This window comes from Streptomyces endocoffeicus (assembly GCF_016741935.1).
In the GTDB taxonomy this organism is placed as follows: domain Bacteria; phylum Actinomycetota; class Actinomycetes; order Streptomycetales; family Streptomycetaceae; genus Streptomyces; species Streptomyces endocoffeicus.
Genome location: NZ_JAERRG010000070.1, coordinates 1 through 20,432 on the forward strand (window position 1 = coordinate 1; position 20,432 = coordinate 20,432).

Annotated in this window: 18 protein-coding genes and 2 pseudogenes; 10 read left to right on the forward strand and 10 right to left on the reverse strand. The window is 67.6% G+C overall.

The window, feature by feature from the left end; translation table 11 throughout:
• Positions 1-8: 8 nt before the first annotated feature.
• Positions 9-413, reverse strand: a complete 405-nt coding sequence (locus JK364_RS52755; protein ID WP_372462099.1) for a winged helix-turn-helix transcriptional regulator — start codon at positions 411-413, stop codon at positions 9-11.
• 596 nt (positions 414-1,009) lie between these two features.
• Here JK364_RS52755 and JK364_RS52760 point away from each other — a divergent pair.
• On the forward strand, positions 1,010-1,645 hold the full coding sequence (locus tag JK364_RS52760) for an integrase core domain-containing protein (protein ID WP_230993906.1): 636 nt from the start codon (positions 1,010-1,012) through the stop codon (positions 1,643-1,645).
• 495 nt (positions 1,646-2,140) lie between these two features.
• Entirely contained in the window at positions 2,141-3,016 is an 876-nt protein-coding gene (locus JK364_RS52765) for an NEW3 domain-containing protein (RefSeq protein ID WP_201858617.1), read from the forward strand.
• Between the two features lie 273 nt (positions 3,017-3,289).
• On the opposite strand, the gene JK364_RS52770 is transcribed toward JK364_RS52765, so the two are convergent.
• Positions 3,290-4,183 carry a transposase gene (locus tag JK364_RS52770; RefSeq protein WP_201858618.1) on the reverse strand — a complete coding sequence of 298 codons (894 nt, stop codon included), beginning with the start codon at positions 4,181-4,183 and terminating at the stop codon, positions 3,290-3,292.
• Positions 4,184-4,433: 250 nt separating this feature from the next.
• Positions 4,434-4,922 (reverse strand): hypothetical protein, encoded by a 489-nt coding sequence (locus tag JK364_RS52775; protein WP_201858619.1) that lies wholly within the window; start codon positions 4,920-4,922, stop codon positions 4,434-4,436.
• Positions 4,923-5,111: 189 nt separating this feature from the next.
• On the opposite strand from JK364_RS52775, the gene JK364_RS52780 reads away from it, so the two are divergent.
• Positions 5,112-5,249 carry a hypothetical protein gene (locus JK364_RS52780; RefSeq protein WP_201858620.1) on the forward strand — a complete coding sequence of 46 codons (138 nt, stop codon included), beginning with the start codon at positions 5,112-5,114 and terminating at the stop codon, positions 5,247-5,249.
• Positions 5,250-5,261: 12 nt separating this feature from the next.
• On the forward strand, positions 5,262-5,909 hold the full coding sequence (locus tag JK364_RS52785) for a hypothetical protein (RefSeq protein ID WP_201858621.1): 648 nt from the start codon (positions 5,262-5,264) through the stop codon (positions 5,907-5,909).
• Between the two features lie 635 nt (positions 5,910-6,544).
• On the opposite strand, the gene JK364_RS52790 is transcribed toward JK364_RS52785, so the two are convergent.
• Complete coding sequence (locus tag JK364_RS52790; RefSeq protein WP_201858622.1) at positions 6,545-7,213, reverse strand: DUF4232 domain-containing protein; 669 nt, start codon at positions 7,211-7,213, stop codon at positions 6,545-6,547.
• Between the two features lie 341 nt (positions 7,214-7,554).
• On the opposite strand from JK364_RS52790, the gene JK364_RS56605 reads away from it, so the two are divergent.
• Entirely contained in the window at positions 7,555-7,887 is a 333-nt protein-coding gene (locus JK364_RS56605) for a hypothetical protein (RefSeq protein WP_230993907.1), read from the forward strand.
• Between the two features lie 849 nt (positions 7,888-8,736).
• Positions 8,737-8,970 (forward strand): hypothetical protein, encoded by a 234-nt coding sequence (locus JK364_RS52800; RefSeq protein WP_201858623.1) that lies wholly within the window; start codon positions 8,737-8,739, stop codon positions 8,968-8,970.
• Positions 8,971-9,024: 54 nt separating this feature from the next.
• Here JK364_RS52800 and JK364_RS52805 read toward each other — a convergent pair whose 3' ends face one another.
• Positions 9,025-9,624 carry a NucA/NucB deoxyribonuclease domain-containing protein gene (locus JK364_RS52805; protein ID WP_201858624.1) on the reverse strand — a complete coding sequence of 200 codons (600 nt, stop codon included), beginning with the start codon at positions 9,622-9,624 and terminating at the stop codon, positions 9,025-9,027.
• Between the two features lie 50 nt (positions 9,625-9,674).
• Here JK364_RS52805 and JK364_RS52810 point away from each other — a divergent pair.
• Positions 9,675-10,298 (forward strand): annotated as a pseudogene (locus tag JK364_RS52810) (acyl-CoA carboxylase biotin carboxyl carrier protein subunit); the annotation flags it as partial.
• A 258-nt stretch (positions 10,299-10,556) separates the two neighbouring features.
• On the opposite strand, the gene JK364_RS52815 reads toward JK364_RS52810, so the two are convergent.
• Positions 10,557-11,000: an ATP-binding protein gene (locus JK364_RS52815; protein ID WP_201858625.1), complete on the reverse strand. Its 444-nt coding sequence runs from the start codon at positions 10,998-11,000 to the stop codon at positions 10,557-10,559.
• Positions 11,001-11,395: 395 nt separating this feature from the next.
• Here JK364_RS52815 and JK364_RS52820 point away from each other — a divergent pair, with 395 nt between their 5' ends.
• From JK364_RS52820 to JK364_RS52830, 3 genes and pseudogenes are all read left to right on the forward strand, one after another.
• The gene (locus JK364_RS52820; RefSeq protein ID WP_201858626.1) at positions 11,396-12,088 is read left to right on the forward strand and encodes a FadR/GntR family transcriptional regulator; all 693 of its coding nucleotides are present in this window, start codon (positions 11,396-11,398) and stop codon (positions 12,086-12,088) included.
• Positions 12,085-13,359 (forward strand): MFS transporter, encoded by a 1,275-nt coding sequence (locus JK364_RS52825; RefSeq protein ID WP_307841700.1) that lies wholly within the window; start codon positions 12,085-12,087, stop codon positions 13,357-13,359. The genes JK364_RS52820 and JK364_RS52825 overlap by 4 nt, the downstream gene beginning before the upstream one ends.
• A gap of 530 nt (positions 13,360-13,889) precedes the next feature.
• A pseudogene (locus tag JK364_RS52830) lies at positions 13,890-14,257 on the forward strand (acyl-CoA dehydrogenase family protein); the annotation flags it as partial.
• Between the two features lie 283 nt (positions 14,258-14,540).
• On the opposite strand, the gene JK364_RS52835 reads toward JK364_RS52830, so the two are convergent.
• The 4 genes from JK364_RS52835 to JK364_RS52850 form a co-directional block, all read right to left on the reverse strand.
• A complete protein-coding gene (locus JK364_RS52835; protein WP_201858627.1) occupies positions 14,541-15,203 on the reverse strand; it encodes an adenylate kinase in 663 nt (220 codons plus the stop codon).
• 470 nt (positions 15,204-15,673) lie between these two features.
• Positions 15,674-18,016: a thiamine pyrophosphate-binding protein gene (locus JK364_RS52840; RefSeq protein WP_201858628.1), complete on the reverse strand. Its 2,343-nt coding sequence runs from the start codon at positions 18,014-18,016 to the stop codon at positions 15,674-15,676.
• Positions 18,017-18,187: 171 nt separating this feature from the next.
• Entirely contained in the window at positions 18,188-18,712 is a 525-nt protein-coding gene (locus JK364_RS52845) for an NUDIX domain-containing protein (protein WP_201858629.1), read from the reverse strand.
• Between the two features lie 17 nt (positions 18,713-18,729).
• Complete coding sequence (locus JK364_RS52850; protein WP_201858630.1) at positions 18,730-20,295, reverse strand: AMP-binding protein; 1,566 nt, start codon at positions 20,293-20,295, stop codon at positions 18,730-18,732.
• Positions 20,296-20,432: the final 137 nt, after the last annotated feature.

The following is a 20,432-nucleotide window of genomic DNA, read 5'->3' on the forward strand; positions in this document are numbered from 1 at the left end:
GGACAGTTCTACGATGCACAACGGACCGACCAACCCTGATCGGAATCCAATAGCCCGAGCCTCCGGCAGAACCAGGGCGTTTCAGTGTGCGCGACCAGGTAAATCTCGCGACACTCCGAATCGTACCGACGCCGGGTCGATCTACGGGGAGCCCACTCGCAGAGGGGGCGCAACGCCTCGGCGAGGCTGACCCCGAAGGGTGTCAAGGAGTACTCCACGTGCGGGGGCACCTCCCGAAAGTCCTTGCGCACGATGATGCCATCGGCTTCGAGCTCCTTGAGCGCACCGATAAGGACCTTCTCGGTCACGCCGTTGACGAGGCGTCGCAATTGCCCGAACCGGCGAGGCCTTTCCGAGGCGAGCTGCCACACGACCAGGTACTTCCACTGGCCGCCAACCTGCGTCGAGCCCACAGTAGTACTGGCGATCGGTTCTCATCGTGGCTCCTGTTTTACGAAAACACCCACGTTGGCGGCACTTACAAAAAAGTAGGTACTTGCCCATGGGAAGGAACGGCATGTTCCCTCGGTTCTGGCGTAGGCAACCGTGTGGGTGCCGGAAAATATGTCACCCGAGGTGACCTGCGGCTTCGGATCTGCCAGAGCGCAGGAGCTGACGGGTGCAGCGGCATCATGCTGGGTCGTGGCGATACGTCTGATCTATCAGCTCGCGTGTCAGCTCTTCCGATGGCTTGCGCTGCTGACCCGGTCGAGTGCGGCGAAAGACGTCGAGATCTTGATGCTCCGACACCAGCTCGGTGTCGCGCAACGCACCCAGCCACGACCTCGATTCTCCTGGAGCGATCGGGCTGTCATGGCAGCGCTGCTCCGGATGGTGAACAAGCAGCAGCGTGCACGGCTGGTATTGCTCGTCACTCCACGGTCAGTCCTGCGCTGGCACGCACGCCTCGTGGCCCGGAAGTGGACCTATCCACACCGCCGTCCGGGCCGACCACCGACGCCGGAAGCACTGCGGCAGCTGGTCCGGCGCCTCGACCGTCTGGGAGATCTTGCAGAAGGCCGGGATCGACCCCACACCCCAGCACACCAACCAGTCCTGGCCCGCCTTCCTCAAAGCCCAGGCCTCCGCCATCGTGGCCACCGACCTCTTCCACATCGACACGGTCTTCCCGCGACGCTGGTTCGTGCTGTTCTTCATCGACCACGGCACCCGACACGTGCACATCGCCGGCATCACCCGGCACCCGACCGGCCCCTGGATCACCCAGCAAGCACGGAACTACCTCGTGGACCTCAGTGACCGCGCAGAGTCGATCAGCTTCCTCACCCGGGACCACGGCACCTACTTCACCGACAGCTTCGACGCCCTCTTCCAAGCGATCGGCGCGCACGTCATTCCGACACTGCCCCAGGTGCCCCGGATGAACGCCATCGCGGAACGCTGGATCGGATCATGCCGACGCGAGGCAACCGACCGCGTCCTGATCACCAGAGAGCGCCACCTGCGCCTCGTCGTCAGCGAGTACGCGGAGCACTACAACAGACACCGGCCCCATCGATCCCTCGGACAACGGGCACCAGACCGACTCACCGACCCCGAGCCGCCCATCGCCAGGAACCACACTCACATCAGCCGACGCGATCGACTCGACGGCCTTATCCACGAATACTCGCAGGTCGCATAGGGTGACACAGATTCCGGCACCCACAGGGTTCTCCCTCGCCAGGCGCCGGATGAGAGCGACCATCTCGTCAGGCAACGGTGGCCGGCCGGGTCTGACCGGTGCCTGGCGCCACTTCCATCGCACCAGACGGCGGTGCCAGACCAACAGCGTGCCTGGAGTGACCAGCCGATGGCGGCGTAAGGCAGGTGGCAGGTGCCGTGCGAGAGCGGAGAGCACGGCACGAGCGGCCCACGAGAGCCGCCGCCGCGCGATCTGTCGGCGCAGCACGGCGACCTCATGACGCAGCGCGAGAATCTCGGCGTTGCTCGCTACGGATGAACGGCCCAGCAGGAGAAGGCATCCCAGTAGCCGACAGAAGATCAGATAGAGCAGTCGCAGACCCACAATCATTGATCATGCCCACAGGCAGGCAATCGCAAAGCCCCAGGTCAACCACCATACGGCAATAAAGACACCCTTCAGGCCTGGAACGCGGGCGGCGGACTGCTGAGCAGCGTGAAGGCCCTCAGCAGCAGCGGCAACAAGGACGGTGTGCTGGAGGCATGGAAGCAGTGGGAGGCGGCCCGCAACGCCCACGCCTTCACCGACGCGCAGATGACGGCGATGAAGGAACAGGACTCCTACTGGCACCTGGAGACCACCGTGCCGGGCAAGGAGTGGAACCTCTACAACGTCGCCTACCCGAAGACCGCGCTGAGCGCGCCGAACGACGGCACGACCAGCACCTGGACGTACACCAACACCCACAAGGCACAGCCCCTGCAGATCAAGCTGCAGGCCAAGGACGGAAGCATCACCAACCCCTCGGTCACCGTGGGCGGGAAGACCGTGACCTACCCCACCACCGTGCCCAAGGACGGCAGCCTGGTCGCCGACGGCACCGGCACCGCGAAGGTGTACGACCAGACCCAGCACGTGCTCGACACGGTCACCCCGAAGGGCTCGGCGACCTTCGCCGCCGGCGCCCAGAGCGTCAGCTACCAAGCGACCGGGGACAACGACTCGAAGGCCCAGCTCCGGTTCATCACCGTCGACGCTCCCAAGAAGGTCTCCGCCCCGGTCACGATCGACGCGCCCGACACCGCCGCCCCCGGCGCCGCCAGTAAGGTGACGGCCAGCTACACCAACCGCGGCACCGACACGCTCAAGGGTCTCCGGCTCAACGCGGCGGCGCCCAAGGGCTGGAAGGCCGTGGCGCCGCACCGCAAGTTCCCCACCGTCAAGCCCGGCCAGACCGTCACCGTCACCTGGAAGGTCACCCCGCCGACGGACGCCGCGATCGGCAGCTACTCCCTGCCCGTCCAGGCCAGCTACAAGGGTGAGCAGTTCTCCTCCCAGGCGATCGCCCAGATCACCGTCCAGAACGGCTGACCCGACGCGACGGTGCCGTCGCGTCACGCCCAAACACGGTCGCAGGTTGCCCACCGGCAGGAACTGTCCGCCCGCCACCTGCTCCTGGATCCGCCCGGCGGAGAGCTGGCGGGCGCTGGGCGCGCCGGGGAGGCGAACGCGGGCGCCAGCACGGCGCGGCCCGCGGTGGCACTGTCCGGACTGTCTTTCAGGTCCACGGCGCTGAGGGCGCGCTCGATGGTTCCGAGCAACTGCCACCGTCGCGGCTCGTGTTCGGGCAGCGCGCGCATCAGCTCACCGTGCACGTCCAGGTCCTGGACGAGTTCCCAGACGGCCCGGCGAGGTCGGCCCGGAGCACCAGGCCCTCGGCGGAGAAGCCGGGGCCGGCCACGCGGCTTCGTCGATGCCCGCGATCGCAGCCTTGACCGAGGAGTTCATCCGCACCGTGACCGAGAACCGGACGCCCAGGGCCCGGCAGGCGTTCACGACATCGGCGCCGTAGAACGCGAAGTCGGCCCGCACGATGAGCAGCCCGCTCGCGCCGCACGCTCTCGCGGTGCGGATCGATTCGGCGACGAACACAGCCGCACCTCGCGCGGAGTTGGACGGTCCCTTGTGCAGGCGGGTGGCAGCGATCAACGGAGCGGCCAGTGGGGTGGAGACGATCCCGATCAGCGCGTTCAAGCCCTTGACCTTGCTGTATCCGTAACCGGCTCCCTGCTTGGCGTAGCCGTAGGTGCGGCGGATCGTGTCGTCGATGTCCACGCAAGCCACCTGTTCGGCGCCGGGCAACAGCGGGGTATGCGCGGCCAGTTCGGGCAAAAACCGGCGGGCCATCGCGTGCAGTTGCTTCACGTGTCCGTGGCTGAAGGAGCGCAGGTACGAGCCCAGGGTGGACGGCGCCCGGACCCCGCTGAACAGCTGCGGCAGCCCACCGTGCCGCAGCCGGTCCATGTCATCGATGCTGTCCGCCCCGGAGACCATGCCGCCGACCAGCGACATCACCTTCGCCGCAGGGAAGGCCCCGGTGCCGTCCTTCGAGGCTGGCAGCCGGACGTGTTCGTCGACGAGCGCGGGCAGTCCGCACCGCTCGGCCAGTCGCACCACCGGGGCCAGACCGCCGTACCCGACCAGATTCGGATCATCAAACCGTGCGGAGACCCTCGCTACGGCATGGGAAGATTGCATCTCGGAAGTGCCTTGCTGATCGTGCGTGCTGGAAGCGTGAAGAACTCCCATCATCGCAGGTCACAAGGCACTTCCTCGATTCCGGAGAAACTATCCACAGGCATCAAGCCGGTGGATCCGGGCTTAGCGCCAACGGCTGTACCGATGGTCCCCGAGGCCGGACCTGGACTGGGGCGACCAACTCGTACGTGTCCGCCGGAAAGGCAGCCCCGGAGGGGAACGCTGTACGCCGTGATGCTCGCTGGCTCCTCTACGGGTGGTAGATCTCCTGCATAGCGGTGATCTGGTTCTGGCCGTTGACGCGGTAGTGGAAGTACGGGGTGTTGGTGAGCTCGTGGTCCACCAGCCACTTCGGGGCGACCTTCACGGTTGTGGTGTCGCGGAGGACCTTGACGGAGGCGCCTGAGGCGAAGCCGAGCGACCGGGCCGCTCCGCTCGGGGTGTAGACGACGTCCTCGTCGTTCTCCGTGTTGACCTTGCACGTCTGCGGGGTAACGCGCACGACGGTCTTGCCGTGGACCTTCTTGGCGGAGTCCAGCTTGAAGAAGTGCTTGTACCCCGCGGGCAAGTGGCACGGCTTCCAGGCCGTACTCGTGGTCCTGGCCGAACCGGCCTTGGTGGACACGGTTGGGTTGCTTGCTGTCAACCTCGGGCTGGCGCTGGAAGACCCGCACTCGGCGACGAGGAGCGCGGCGGCGGAGGCGAGGACGACGAGGGCGGATGCGTAACGGTGGTTCATGAACATCCTCTGCTACGAAGATCTGCTGACACCAAGGGAGATACTGGACCGGGGGTATGGGTTCCACCAATCGTCGGCGGTGATGGGACGGCGGCAACCGCCACACTGCGGAGAGGCCCGCATCCGGGCCCGAGTGAGCAGGCGCTCCCCTGCCCGGTGAGATCTTCGGGGTGATCCGGCAGCCGCCGCGTGAAGGTCATCGTCATCGTCCAGTACGCCCGCAAGAGCGCCGACGGACGCTACGACGCCGGCCGCGGCCAGAAGATCGGCGTCATCACCGCCTACTTCAAGGGCCTGGACAAGTGCCCGAACTGGCTCAACGAGTGACATCGTTGACCCGTGACATCCCTGCATGAAGACATCGCGGAGCAGCAGGCGGACATCACCCGCCTGCTGCTCCAGTATTTCCACCAGCCCCTGGGTGGCGACCAGTTCGTCCGCGGCGTGCTGCCCGTACCGCCCACCCTCGAGGCCATCCGTATCGTCACCGGCCGCCTCGACACCACCGGCGAGCGGACTGCCTGGGAGCTCCCCCTGCGCGTCGCGAACTCCGAGGAGTTGTACGGGCCTCACGACGTTCTCGGCATCCTGCGGGCCCTGCACACCGGCACCCACATCCATTCCAGCAGCCGCATCCGCAGCCTGATGGACATGCCCTTGGTCCAGGTCGACGTGACCACGCTCAAGCAGGCACCGCCCCAACCGGACGACGACGCCTTCCTCATCCTGAGCACCCTCGTCGCCCCCTACACCGAACATGCACCCGACCCACGCCTGCGCGGCTTCCTCTTCCAAGGCCCTGATCGGCTGCGTCTGTACATGGATCGCGAGGACGACATCGACGTAATCGCCGCCGACGTACGACCGTCGGGAGCCGTCACCGCACTGCTCGCGGCTCTACCCTCCCTACTCACCGAAGAGGAACGCCGAGGTCAGGACGACATCGACCCGCACTGCACCGCTGTGGTGGACCTGACACGTTGGTGACCTCACCTTGCGCCAGGAGCAGTTGGCCAAGGCGCACTCGACGTCGTGCCGAAGGCCGGCCTACCTTCGTTCAACCATGAGGTCGCCGTGGACGGCGACGAGACCGGAGTCGCGAGATGGCGACTGGCAGACACTCGCGGACCCTGGTGGGCTCTTCGCTGGGCTGTACAAACTAGCCCAAGACCGATACGACGAAGGGGTTCTTTCACTCCATGAGGGTGAAGGAACCCACGACGAGGCTCGTGCTCCGGACGGCCGCGATCGCGCCTCGTGACAGCGAATCCGAGCCCGGCCACCAAGGCCGCAGCAGCCGTCCAGCCGACGATGGTCGGGAACCCAGGTGGGAGGCCGGTTGATGCCCTGCCGGATTGTTCGCGGACGGTGACTACGCGGGTGACCTACTCTCTCCGAACGGCCAGGGCCGGCTCGTAGCAAGCCGCGTGATCAACCGCCCTGGCGGAGGTGGTGATGGGAACGCAGTCGCGATCATGTGGAGCTGGGGCGGGGGCGGGAGAAGTACGTCGGGAGCGGTCGCCGAAGGGGCGCGGTCCGTGGAACGGAAAGTCCGCTACCCTGGTGCCGTCACACACCAGGGCAGCGGGGCAGTGGACCTTCATGGCACAGCTGTGAGCTGGTCAGCCGATGGGGTTGACGAAGGTGCCGGGGTGGGTGGCGCTGCGCTGGTCGACGAGGCTGTCGGACTCCCAGGGCCACTCGATCTTGAGGGCCTTGGTCTCGTCGGGCGGGGTGATCTCGACCCAGGCCGGCTGGTAGAAGCCCTCTTCCTCCTCGGTGAAGGCGAGGTTGAGGGTGAACTCGGTGCTCTGGCCGGCCTCCACCTCCAGGGAGCTCCACTTCTGCGAGGAGCGGGCCAGGGACCAGCGCTCGCCGCCGTTGATCGAGGTCAGGTCCACACCGGGGAAGCCGCCGAGCTTGCAGGAGTAGTTGCCCTTGTTCATCAGGACGATGGTGGCGGTCGTCCCGCCGTCCTCCGGCACCGGGAGCGCGTCCTCACCCGTGGCGAAAGCGGCTTCCAGGTTTTCGGTGCGGCAGCGCTCGACGCCCGCGTGCGCCCTGCCACCGCCTTCGGCCTTGGCGTAGGAACCCTGCGCACCGCCGGAGGAACCCGAGGAGCCGCCGGACCCGGCCGGGGCCGTGTCGGCCTGGCCCGCGGACTTCGTGTCACCACCACTGTCCGAGCCGTTGCAGGCCGTCAGGGTCAGGGCGGCAGCCGCGGTCAGGACCGCGGCGGCGACGCGGAGGGTACGACGGCGGGCGATGCGGGCAGTGGTGTCGGAGCGCATTTCGGGTCCCCCGGAGCGGTCGGTGTCATGGTCTGCTCGGTACGACAACAACTCTGACCCGGGCCACTACCGCACCACCGCCGCCCCGCTAACATCCGGCTAACACGACTGCGACCAGGGAAAACTGGCCGTGGGTCCGCCTCGGCGGGCGCCGAGGCGGGGCCCGCGTCGCCGGGTGCGGGCGGCAGGACATGGAGGGTGTGCACGTTCACGTCAGGCACCTCCGCGTTGGCCACCGCGATCAGCTTCGGCGCGCTCCAGCGCAGCTTGGTGCCGTAGGCCGGGGCATCGGGGACGACCTCCAGGCGGCCGGTGTCCGCATCGAACTTCACCGCGCGGGCGTGGCCGGTGAGTTCACGCGCGGCCGCGGCGAGGATGCCGTCCCACTGCGCGAGGACGCCGCCGCCAGCGGCGGCCGGGGCGACCATGCCGCGCTCGGTCATCATCCAGGTGATCGCGGTGCCGAGTCCGAGCGGCTCGCGGCCGTCCCGCCGTACGACCTGGCCGGTACGCCGCTTCGGCGTCCTCTTGCGAGTGGATCCGTTCTTCTTCGCCTGCTCGCGGGCGGCGACCAGGACCTGGCAGGCGAGGTCGACGCCGCGCGGCGCGAGTGCAGCCGTCTCCGCGGCTGCGCCAGCCGCGTCGACACGGCGGGGGCGGTGATCTCCAGCTAGTGAACACGCACTCGTGGGGACCTGTGTGGACGCCGAAGGGGATGTCGATGCGTTGGAGGGAGACGCCCTGCCCGGCGTCCAGCACGGTGTAGCCGCATCCGGTGTAGAAGGTGGCCGGGTCGCGTTCGGTCTCGTACGAGCCGTACGTCAGGAGGTAGCCCAGCTGGTCGTGCACCTGCCATGCTCTCTTGAGCAGGACACCATGCTCTCTTGAGCAGGACAGCGGCCAGTCCTTGCCAGCGGGCCGTCTCGGCGACCGCCAGGCCGTGGACCTTGGCGACGGCCACACCCATGGCCAGGGCCCTCGGCGGCTCGTAGCCGTGTTTCGCCGCCTTGTTGATGCTGGTCCCAGGGGCGGTGACGGACAGCACATCGACCACCTGGACCCGTCGCATGAGCTGTTGAACAATGACCGTGCGTTGGACACCGTGTTCGAAGTCAAGGGATACCTGGCCAACCCTTCCAGGGCGGGCCCTTCGACTTCGACGCGTATTGCGATCCGCACTGCCGTTGGAGGAAGCGAGGTGAGGCATGCTGTGCTTGCTGCGTGCCGTGACGCTGGGCTGGGGGGATGGGTCCTTTTGGCCGTTGAGGAGTGAGGAGTGCCTCTGTGGGCGAGCCAGAAATGCTGAGGGAGCAAGAGTTGGAGCCCGAAGTGGATTTCTACGGCATGTGTCTGCAGGACGCCGAGTCGGCCCAGCTCGCGTATCCAGGGGGTCGTGTCATGGACGAGGGGGTGTTCGTCACTGCTCATCCGGGGCGGGTTGATATCGAGAGTGCCGGTCACACCCACACGGCCGCGATGACGGCCCAGGTCTGGGACGGCGAGCCCCCGCCGACACGGGCCGCGTGTGGGATCTGCGGGCCGACACCGTCATCCACTCGGGGACGGGGGTTTTGCAGGTTTGGGCGGTGGCATACGGCCCGATTCCCGACGAGATCGAACTGGGCGGCCCCGGCGCGGACTGGCATGTGCGGGTCTACTGCACGGGCCGTGAAGACGTGGCCCGCATCGTCGAAGACGAGGGGATCGCCGAAGGGGCCGAGCAGTACCTCATCCAGTTCTGGCCTTGCCAGGCATAAGGACGGGTCCCGAGCGCGCGACACGCGCCCGGGGCCCCGGGATGTGTCGAAGACCTACGTGATGGTGACGTAAAAGCCGTCGTCGTCGCCGTCGAGGATCCGGTTGAGCGTCATGAACTGGCCGAGCAGATTTCCGGCGTTGCCGTTGTCCTTCTTCGCCAGCGGAAGGACAGAGAAGTTGTTCTTCGGCGCGGAGGGCTCGTATGTGGTCTGCGTGCAGCCCTCATAGGTGGTGGCGAAAGGATACTCATCGCATTCCTTGCCGCCCTGGGCATAGTCGTCGCCGAAGACCTTCTTAAAAGTACTCACCGCCGTTGAGCGATTCTTCTTGCGCCGTGCGTTGTCGTGGTAGAGCTGGCGCAGGGGCGTCTGCACGGTCGATCCCGGCACTTTCTTATTGGCGTTGACGGGCTTGGTGGTGCCCGGCTTGGTGAAGGCGTTCTTGATGTGCTGGGCGACAGCCCTTTCGGGTGCGCCCGCCTTGGTGCTGTAGACGAGCGGAACAAGGTAGGTGAACGCCGCTCCTCCCTGGGCCGGCTTGGAGAGATACTTGGCCTTGTCCCACCGGGGCGGGAGGAAGAACAGCGTTCCGCTCAGTTCACCGCCCGGCGTGTAGCCGGGAGGCGGAGTGATCGTGGCGGACGCCTCGAACACCGCGGCAGTCGCGTCCGAGGGATTGGAGCCCTGCCCCGCGGCGGCGTTGAGGACACGCGTGGGACTCGCTGCTGGCCAAGCTGATCATCACCGGCGCCACCCGCACCCAGGCCCTCCAGCGCGCCGCCCGCGCCCTGGCCGAGTTCCAGGTCGAGGGCATGGCCACCGCGATCCCCTTCCACCAGGCGGTCGTGACGGCCCCGGCCTTCACCAGCGAGCCCTTCACCATCCACACCCGCTGGATCGAAACCGAGTTCAACAACACCATCACCCCCTTCACCCCGACCGGCGCGGACGAGGCCGAAGAGCCCACCGCCCGCGAGACCGTCGTCGTCGAGGTGGGCGGCAAACGCCTGGAGGTCTCGCTGCCCGCCTCCCTGGGCGTGGCCACCGCCCCCGCGGGCGGCTCGAAGAAGCCGAAGCGCAAGGCGGTCAAGAAGTCCGGCTCCGCCGCCTCCGGCGACGCCCTGGCCTCCCCGATGCAGGGCACCATCGTCAAGGTCGCCGTGGCCGAGGGCGACACCGTGGCCGAGGGCGACCTCGTCGTGGTCCTGGAGGCCATGAAGATGGAGCAGCCCCTCAACGCCCACCGCGCGGGCACCGTCAAGGGCCTGGCCGCCGAGGTCGGCGCGTCCCTCACCTCGGGCGCGGTCATCTGCGAAATCAAGGACTGACAGGAATGATCGCTGTGGCTCCACTCGGAGGTAAGCCCCAGGATTGACTGGCGCTTCCGCTGCCCTCGGCAGGATTAGCCGACCGCCCGGCGGGACCACGACGCGTCGCCGGTCAGGCATCTGTGACTTCCGAGTACGTGCCGTCAGAGCTCGCGAAGCTCGCCCTTGACCGCCTCCACCAGCCGCAGGTGACACGTCTGCCGCGCGACCGCACGCTGCCGCGCGGGGTGGACGCCGGGGGCCTGGTCAGGGCGTGGGCTATTGGATTTCCGCCCATCGAGTGGTCCCGCTTTGGTAGGTCGTGGTTCCGGAGCGGGCGGACAGTGCGGCGACGATGGCGCTCCCGCGGCCGCTCTCCTCGGGCTGCCGAGGACTGCCGCCGTGGTGGCGCAGCAGCGCCGGGCCCGCGTCAGTGACCTCGATGCGGACAGCACACGCAGCCCGGCCACCCTGCCGGGACAAGCACAGCGACGCAGGGGGAAGCGCGTGAACGACCGCATTGGTGATCAGTTCGGAGATGACCAGGAGCGCATCGTCCGCAAGGTCCGAGGGGATGCGCCACTGTTGCATGGCGCGGGTGGCGCGTCGGCGGACGGCGGCAAGACCTTCTGGGATGTGAGGCAGAGGGAAGACCACATCTGTCCGAGCGGATGAGACTGTCTCAAGGCTGTTGCTGAGCTTCACGGGCAGGTCGTGATTCATGGTGCTGTCCTGGGGGTGTTCCCGGTGGGGCGGGGGACGGCGAGGCCGGAGAGGAACGTCTCGGGCGCGGTGTGGCGGCGCCAGGCCACCGGGGATCCGGGGGGGTAGCCCCTCAGTCATGACGATGACGTCCGTACCAACTCTTCACGTTATCAACGACTAACGTTATGGGTGATTCACATTCAACGTATGTCCTGGTATCGGCGAAGTCAAGACACGGACGAAAAGGAAAAAAGTTACCGGCTGCTCACCTAGGCCGAGTCGCCAAGCCGCCCACCCGCGCCACCGCGATCAACGCATTCGCCGCGTCGAAACCCATGCACGCCAGGCGGACCAAGGCGGGTGGCGACCTACATCACGTACAGATGTCAGACATTCGGTGTTAGGGTCGCCTTATGAAAGATCTTCGTGCGCCGCGCCGTGTCGCGAGCCTGTCGGCGCAACTGGTGGACACCCTTCGTGGGCAGATCACATCCGGCGCATGGCCTGTAGGGACGCGGATTCCGCCCGAACATGACCTGGTCGAGCAACTCGGAGTCGGGCGTACGACGGTGCGCGAGGCGCTCGGCGCGCTGGTGCATCTCGGCCTGCTGGAGGCTCGGAAGGGTGACGGGACATACGTCCGGACATCGAGCGAAATGCACTCGGTACTGATGAGACGTGCCAGCAGCTCAAGGCGGAGCGACGTGCTGGAACTGCGCGCAGTGCTGGAGGAGTACGCCTCGGGCTTGGCCGCGTCGCGGCGTACCGAAGACGACCTGAATCGCCTGCGGCACCTCCTCGACGAAGCCGAGGCAGCAGCGGACGCACCGGAGACGGCCGCCAGCGCGGAGGTCGATACCCGCTTCCACCAGGCCGTGGTGAGTGCCAGCGGGAACGCCCTGCTTACCGAGGTGTACGACGTCCTCAGCATCGCGGTCACCGAACAGATCGGCGGCACGGTCTGGCCCAGCGCCACGGCCGCGGAGCACAGCCTTCTGCACAGGCGTCTCGTCGAGGCGATCGCCGCCCAGGACGAGGTCGGCGCACGCTACTGCGCCACCGAGATCGTGAAGCTCACCGAGACCGGAACGGAACGACAGCAGTGACCACTCCGAGGAACTCCCACGCCGGCCTCACCACGGCTACGAAGGCCGACCGGATCGCGACCCCGAAGACACCGGTTACTACACCCGCCCTTTCCGTCGGCCTCCTGATCGCGATCCTTTTGGTGGCGGCCAACCTGCGCGCGACCTTGACGGGTGTGGGCACACTGTTGCCGGCCATCGAGCACGACACCGGGTTGACTGCGTCAGAGGGTGGCGTACTGAGCACCCTGCCGCTGTTTGTGTTTGCTGTGACTTCGCCCTTTGTCGGACGCACCTCGCACCGGGTCGGCACCACCCGCCTCCTCGTGGCCGCCCTCGCAGTGCTGGCAGCGGGCACCGTGATCCGGTCCTTGCCTTCGCTTGCCTGTTTGTTCGTCGGAACCGTGATCCTCTCGGTGGCGATCGCGGTTGGCAACGTCCTGCTGCCTACGGTGATCCGCACCCACGTGCCCGGCTCGCGGGTTCATACCGTCAGCGCTCTCTACGTCACCGCTATGGGAATGGTCGCTGCTCTGTCGTCCGGCATCTCCGTCCCGCTTGCCGAGGTCCTACCTGGAACCTGGCATTCCGCCCTGGCCTGGGGAGTAGTCGTCGCCGTCGCCGCTCTCGCCGTGTGGCTGCCTCGGCTACGCGGGTCCCGGCCGGACGGCGGCGTGCGGTCTCGTGGGACACACGCTCGAACCCCATGGCGATCCTGGCTGGCGTGGCAGGTGTCCTTCTTCATGGGCCTGCAATCCCTTGCCTTCTACACCGCCGTCGCTTGGCTGCCCAGCATCCTCAGTCAGCAGGGCATGAGCACCACAGCTGCCGGCTGGATGCTGTTCTACTACCAGCTCGTCGCACTGGTCACGAGCATGTTGCTGCCTTTGATCACTCGGGGCCGCCACGACCAGCGCTTCGCTGCGGCCGCGGGCTCAGCGATCGTCGCCGCAGGCTTCGCGCTTCTGCTCCTCTTTCCAGCGCTCGCACTCGCGGCGTGCACTCTTCTCGGGTTGGGCGCCGGTGTCTGTCTCGTGCTCGCCCTGAGCTTCCAAAGCCAACGTGCCACTGGTCCCAGCGAGACCACAGCCCTGGCCGGGATGGCTCAGTCCATCGGCTATCTCGTCGCCGCGGCCGGACCCCTCCTTCTGGGCGTCCTCCACGACACCACCGGCAGCTGGACTGGTGCTCTCCTGCTCCTCACCGCATTGAGCCTGGTCATGGCCGCCGCCGGTTATGGCGCTGGACGCGACCGCCACGTTCGCGTCCAGCCTGACCACGAGACAGACTAACGCCGTCCAGAACGCATCGGACCGGATGCAGAGAACGCGGAGTCAACCTCCCTGAGCCGCTGGGGGAAAGCTACAGCTCAGCAGGCACCCTCCTCCCCCGTCAGCCACCGAAGCGACTAACGAGCCATCATCGCCCCTGCGGACAGTCCATGATGGCAAGGCACTCGAGGGAAGCACGTCCTGGGAGGGTACTGATTATCAGATACCAGGGAACTCAGTTCCCTCTTGGAGACCATCGGTAGGTGCTTCCACCCAGGCGTCTTCGAGGCGTTGGACGGTCTGCCACATCGGCGTGCTGCTTCTGGCGACCAGGATGAGCGATTCCCCCGTATCACCCCAAGTGCGGTGGACGAGTCTCAGAGCCTGGTCCACCCCGATGGCCACGTCGCCCCCGGGCGCCGGAGCGCAGCCAAACGGCCCGCGGGATCGGGGTCCTGGGCGCCCTGCTCCAAGTAGTCGACCATCTACGCCAGAGCCCGTTCGTGGTCTTGCCGAACTTCGACCTGTACCGCCCGTCCGAGGAGCACGACATGCTCCGTGACGCCATCCGCTCGCTCGCCGAGGCGAAGATCGCGCCCCACGCCGCCGCGGTGGACGAGGAGGCCCGCTTCCCGCAGGAGGCCCTCGATGCCCTCGTCGCGAATGACCTGCCCGCGGTGCACGTGCCCGAGGAGTACGGCGGGGCGGGCGCGGACGCCCTCGCCACCGTGATCGTGATCGAGAAGGTGGCGCGGTCTGTGTCTCCGCGCTCCTGATCCCGACCGTGAACAAGCTGGGCTCTCTGCCCGTCATCCTCTCCGGCCCCGACGCGGCCGGCATGAAGACCAAGGCGGTCCGCGACGGCGACCACTGGGTGCTCAACGGCGTCAAGCGCTGGATCACCAACGCGGGCGTCTCCGGTGCGCGCAGTAGGCGTCGTAGGCTGTGGACTCCCGGCCAAGTGGTGGGCCTGCACTTTTTCCATCTCGTGCCGGTCCGCAATCTGGGTGAACCGGTCCCATCCCTGGTGAGACTTGCCGGAAGGCCCAGATGCCGTTGCCGGAGCCTGGTGCGCCCAGCCATCCCTCGATGGATGCTTTGCGACGTTCTTGCCGGTCAGGTCTCCCCGGACGCCAAAGGGCACTCCGCTCTGGGCATACGCCCGCCGCCGCCATTTGTGGTGGTGGAAGACGTGCTGGCGGCTACTCGCCGTCGTCCTCGCGCTCGAGGGCTTCCAGCGCCCGCCGCGTGACCTCGTCCACCGGGCCCAGGGAGGAGATCGTGACCGCCAGGCCCTGCGTCTTGTAGTACTCGATGATCGGCTCGGTCTGCGTGTGGTAGACCTCGAGCCGCTTGCGGACGGTCTCCTCGGAGTCGTCGTCGCGCTGGTAGAGCTCACCGCCGCAGACGTCGCACACGCCCTGCTTCTTCGGCGGGCTGTACGACACGTGGAACACGTGTGCCGACCGGCTGCGGCAGATGCGCCGGCCGGCGATGCGCTTGATGACCTCTCCCCCGGGGACTTCGAGGTCAAGAACCGCGTCCAGCTTGATGGCCTCGGTCGTCAGCAGCTCGTCGAGCGCCTCGGCCTGCGAGACATTGCGCGGGAAACCGTCGAGCAGGAAGCCGTCCTCGGCATCCGGCTGTTGCATGCGGTCCTTCGCCATCTCGATGGTGAGCTCGTCGGGGACGAGATTGCCGGCGTCCATGGAGACCTTCGCGAGTTTCCCGAGCTCGGTCTGCCGACTGATGTTGGCCCGGAACAGATCGCCCGTAGAGATGTGCGGGATCGACAGCTTCCCGGCCAGGCGTGTGGCCTGAGTGCCCTTTCCAGCACCCGGCGGCCCGACGAGGACGATGCGCATCAGCGGAGGAACCCTTCGTCATTGCGCTGCTGGAGCTCATCGGCGACGGAGGCGCTTGCCGACGGCTTGGAGACGACCTCGCCGATCCTGCCACCCACGGCCAGATACGGACGACTGGCTGACGGTGCGGCTGGTCGGGGAACGGCCGGAGCCCCGGACCACTTTCGTTCGATTCCGCTCAGAGCCTTCATCACATGTCCAATCGTCTGGGTGGAGCGTCTGCTCGGCTCGCCGTGGGAAGGGTGGACAGGTTGGTTGCGACCGTCCAGCGGCACGGCGCGGCTTGTCAGGGCGGGTGCCGCACCGTGCCGCCGGACGGAGTGGGTGGGGAGCTGTTGCCATGGGGTGGTGGTACGGGTCGGCTGCGCCGGGACCGTCCGGCGGTACGTCTTTTCGGCAGGACAGGGGCGTGCCGCCGGACGGGGTATGAGAGGCGAATCCCCTGCACGCAGAGGCTGCCGGGCTCTCGCTCAATCGATGAGGTCGAGGGCGGTGGTGACGATGCTGTCTGTGTCGATGCGGTGGTAGCGGTAGACGTCCTCGATCGCCCCGGACTGGCCGAACCGGGTCACGCCGAGGGTACTGACGGGAACGTTCTGGATCGTGCTCAGGAAAGCCAAGGTGTGGGGATGCCCGTCCAGGACGGTGACCAGCGGGGTGGCCCGGTCGAGGGGGAAGACCTGGTCGAGGATCCAGGCCGGGTCGTCCGACAGGCCGCGACGGGCCTGGAGCGCGCGGAAGAGTAGGTCCGGGCTGGTCACGCATACCACGTCGGCGCCGTGGCCGATGGCGGCGAGCCGGTCGGCGGCGGCCAGGGCCTCCGGGACCAAAGCGCCCATCGCGGCGAGTGTCACCACGGGCTTCTCGTGCTGCCGCAGCCGGTAGGCCCCGGCGGTCACCTGCCGGCGACGGCGTTCGCGAGCGGCCGGGTCGCTGGGCACCGCGGCTGTCGACTGGTCGATGGGTCGGGTCGACAGTCGCAGATAGGCCGATCTGCCCCCTGGACTGGCCAAGTTGCCGAGTGCGGTGAGCAGGCACCATTCGGTGTCGATGGCGAACGCCGGCTCATAGGTGACGCAGCCGGGCTGTTCAATGCCCAGCGAGGGGGTGGTGATCGACTGATGCGCACCGCCCTCCGGGGCGAGGGTGACCCCGGAGGGGGTGCCGACCAGGATCGACTGGCCACCGGCGTAGATGCCGAACGACCAAGGCTCCAGTGCCCGGTTGACGAAGGGGTCGTAGACGACGCCGATCGGCAGCAACGGCTGGCCCCACCGGCTCCAGGTGGCACCCAGCTCGCCGAGGAGACCGACCAGGTTGGTCTCCGCGATGCCCAGCTCCACGTGCTGACCGGCCGGCTGCTCGCGCCAGTGCAGGATGGTCTCGGCGTCGTCGGCGAACCAGTCGGTGCGCTCGGTGGGCGACCACACGCCCACCTTGTTGAGCCAGCCGCCCAGGTTGGTGGTGGAGCTGACGTCCGGGCTGACGGTGACGATCCGGGCGGCCGCCTCCGGCGCCCGCCGGGTGAGATCCAGCAGGACGCGGCCGAGCGCCTGCTGAGTGTTCCCGATGCCGGTGGGGGCCGGGCGCGCCAGGTCGGCGAGGACGGCAGGGGGCTCTTGGGGCGCCTGTTCGGGGCGGCGCAGCCGCTGGGCGGCCGCCGCGCACAGGGCCGCTTCCGCCGAACCCTCACCGAAACGCGTCCACGGGTCGTCGAGATCGGTACCCAGGCGGTCGGCCAGCGCACTCATCTGGTCGGCCGTCAGGAGCGAGGAGTGGTTCTGCGGGTGGCCCTCGGTGGGGAGCCCGTAGCCCTTGACCGTGTAGGCGAAGATCACGGTCGGGCGGGTGTCGTCGACACCGGCGAACGCATCCGACAGCGCGCCGATGTCGTGGCCGCCCAGGTTGCGCAGCGCCGCCAGGAGCGAGGCGTCGTCCAGGGGGGCGATGAGGTCGGCGATCGGTCCGGCGGTGGAGCCGGTGCCGGGCAAGCGCTCGCGCAGTTCGTCGGCGGAGCAGCGCAGCAGGCGCTGGTATTCGGGGTTGCCCATGGCATCGATACGAGCGCGCAGGGCCTCGCCGCCGGGCCGGGTGAACAACTCCTGCAGGAGATGCCCGTACTTGAGGGAGATCACCTGCCACCCGGCCGCGGCGAACATACCCTGCAACTTGTCCGCGGCGATGCCGGGGATGACTCGGTCGAGGGACTGCCGGTTGAGGTCGACGACCCACACCACTTCGCCCAGGCCCGGCACCATCGGATCCTGGATGGCCTCCCAGATCGCGCCTTCGTCCAGCTCGGCATCGCCGAGCAGGGAGTACTGGCGCCCCTTCCCGGCACCGCCGAAGCGCCCATCCACGTAGCGCCGGGCGAGAGCGCCCCACAGGGGAGCGGTGGCGCCGATACCGACCGAACCGGTGGAGTAGTCGACCGGGTCGGGGTCCTTGGAACGACTGGGGTAGCTCTGGAGGCCGCCGAAGGCGCGCAGTGTGGTCAGGTAGGACTCGTCCAGCTCGCCCAGCAGGTAGTTGATGGCGTGCAACACCGGTGAGGCATGAGGCTTGACCGACACCCGGTCCTCGGCAGTCAGTGCATGAAACCACAGCGCCGTCATGATCGAGGTCATCGAGGCGCTGGACGCCTGGTGACCGCCCACCTTCAGCCCCGAAAGGTTCGGCCGCACCCGGTTGGCGTGATCGATGATCGCGGTGGACAGCCACCGCACCCGCTGTTCGACCGACTCCAGCGCAACAAGCTCCTCCGCCTGGGCAGGACCGCCGTTGCCGCCGGCCGACTTCAGTTCCGCCACCATCACAGACCACCTCCGTATTCGGCACCACGCCTTAGGGATTTCGCGTTATGCTCCGTCAGGAAACGGATAACTCCGCGACTGCACAGGATGTGCCTTTTAGATCGAGCATTCTGCTTGAATTCGGGTCACCTGATCGGCTGACCCAGGGCGCTGGACCGGTTCGCACCGGCCTTAGGACGCGACCCCATCACGCGCCTTGGCTGACGGCAGAGAGCCGACTGCTCGCAGGACGTCTGTCAGCCATGCGACCTGCCCATCGAACTGCGACAGCTTCCAAGGCCATACCCACCGGTAGGCCGTGTGCTCCCAGTTGAGAGTGAGCCGACGTTGACTGGTGCAGGCCAAAAAAGTGTGCACGGTCCAGTCCGGCCCGCCACGTGGGTCGGCGAGACGCAGCGTGGGGCCCGCAGTCAGCTGCTCCAGAGCGCGGGCGGGGAGCAGAGTCTCCTCCCAGATCTCCTGGATGGCTTGCCGTACCGGGTCGCTGTCAGCGTCCAGATATCCGGTGATGCAGTGCCACAAGCCTGCGTCATGCTGGACAGATCCACTGCGCTTGAACAACCCGACGCGCCCTCGCCACATGAGGACGACGGCGACCACCTGCCGCAGGCCCTGGCGTTTCTGATCGCCCACCGGACGCTCTGCCGCGTGGAAGCACGCGGTTTGACACTCCCCGACGACGACCTCGCGTGCCACCGGTCCGCTCCCGTCGTTCACCGGATGCGGCTCTCGCTCCCGGCCCATGCCTTGTCCCGCAACACGAACTTCTGAATCTTCCCGGTGGAGGTCTTCGGCAACTCGGTGAACGTGACCGACTTCGGCGCTTTGAACCGGGCCAGCCTGCCCTTCACATGCTCGATGATCTCCGCCTCGGTGGCCGTAGCGCCTTCCCGCAGGCTCACATAGGCGGCAGGGACCTCACCCCAGCGCTCGTCCGGCACCGCGATCACCGCCGCCTCCAGTACCGCCGGATGATCCATGATCGCCTGCTCCACCTCGACCGAGGCGATGTTCTCCCCACCCGAGATGATCACGTCCTTCGAGCGGTCACGCAGCTCCACGTACCCGTCGGGGTGCAGGATGCCGATGTCCCCGGTCCGGAACCATCCATCCGGCACCGCTGCCAGGGTGGCCTCCGGGTCGTCGAGGTAGCCGAGCATGAGGTTGTTGCCCCGCAACGCGATCTGCCCCGTGGTGACACCGTCCGCGGGGACGTCCGTGCCGTCGTCCGCGATCACCCGCGGCACACACGAGATCATGTTCCCGACGCCCTGGCGCGCCTTGAGCCGCGCTTGTGCCGCGGCGTCGCGGTCGTTCCACTCCGGGCGCCAGTCGCACAGCATCGCTGGGCCGTACGTCTCGGTCAGCCCGTACAGGTGCGTGACCTCGAACCCCAGCGCCGCCATCCGCCGCAGGATGGCCGGCGACGGCGGCGCCCCACCGGTGGCGATCCGCACCGTGCGGTCCAGGGGTGCTGCCTCTTGGGCGTAGGCGATCATCGACAGCACCGTCGGCGCCCCGTTGAGGTGCGTGACGCCCTCCTCCCGGAGCAGTCGCCAGACCTCCTCCGGATTCACCTTCGGCAGACAGACGTGCGTCCCAGCCGCCGCGGTCACCGCCCACGGGAACGTCCATCCGTTGCAGTGGAACATCGGCAGCGTCCACAGGTGCACGCTCGACGGCGTCAGTCCGGTGTGCCCCACCATCGCCACGGCCTGGAGGAACGCGCCCCGGTGGTGGTACATCACGCCCTTCGGGCGGCCCGTGGTCCCCGAGGTGTAGTTGATCGACAGCAGCGCCCGTTCGTCGGTCGGAGTCAGGTGCAGCGGCTCCGCCGCGGCCAGCAGATCCTCGTATTCCCGCCCCGCCCTGATCCGGTGCGGTGGGGCGTCCAGCCGGGCGAGGGCCTCGTCCACCAACGCGTCGAACGACGGGTCGTGGATCAGCACGGACACCTTGGAGTGCTCCAGGATGTAGGCGACCTCGCCCACCGACAGCCGGGTGTTCACCGCGACCAGCGGCACCCCCGCCCACACCACCCCGTAGTGCGCCTCCAGCGACACATGCGTGTTCGGCGCCAGCACCGCCACCGGACGCCCCCCGGCCAACGGTGCCAGCCCGCCCGCCAACCGCTGACACCGATCACGCAGCTCCGCATAGGTCCACCGGGACCGCCCATCCACCACCGCGACCCGACCCCCATGCGCCGCCGCCGCACGATCCAGATACGACGTCGGGGTCAACGGCTCGAAGGACAAGGAGCCCGGGTCGCGGGTCATCGCACCGCTCCGTGCGCCGGGACGCCGGTTGTGATCTGGAGGACGCCGTTGTCGTGGCGTTCGGTGAGGATGTCGCCGGTGCCGTGGTGGTAGAGGTCGGTCATCGGCTGGTCTCCTTGTGGTGGCTGGGGTTGTGC

Excerpts from the sequence above, each read along its gene's own strand:
- JK364_RS52850 (WP_201858630.1), bottom strand. The coding sequence starts at position 20,295 with ATGACCCGCGACCCGGGCTCCTTGTCCTTCGAGCCGTTGACCCCGACG.
- JK364_RS52790 (WP_201858622.1), bottom strand. The coding sequence starts at position 7,213 with ATGCGCTCCGACACCACTGCCCGCATCGCCCGCCGTCGTACCCTCCGC.
- JK364_RS52820 (WP_201858626.1), top strand. The coding sequence starts at position 11,396 with ATGAAAGATCTTCGTGCGCCGCGCCGTGTCGCGAGCCTGTCGGCGCAA.
- JK364_RS52770 (WP_201858618.1), bottom strand. The coding sequence starts at position 4,183 with ATGCAATCTTCCCATGCCGTAGCGAGGGTCTCCGCACGGTTTGATGAT.
- JK364_RS52835 (WP_201858627.1), bottom strand. The coding sequence starts at position 15,203 with ATGCGCATCGTCCTCGTCGGGCCGCCGGGTGCTGGAAAGGGCACTCAG.
- JK364_RS52775 (WP_201858619.1), bottom strand. The coding sequence starts at position 4,922 with ATGAACCACCGTTACGCATCCGCCCTCGTCGTCCTCGCCTCCGCCGCC.
- JK364_RS52815 (WP_201858625.1), bottom strand. The coding sequence starts at position 11,000 with ATGAATCACGACCTGCCCGTGAAGCTCAGCAACAGCCTTGAGACAGTC.
- JK364_RS52840 (WP_201858628.1), bottom strand. The coding sequence starts at position 18,016 with ATGGTGGCGGAACTGAAGTCGGCCGGCGGCAACGGCGGTCCTGCCCAG.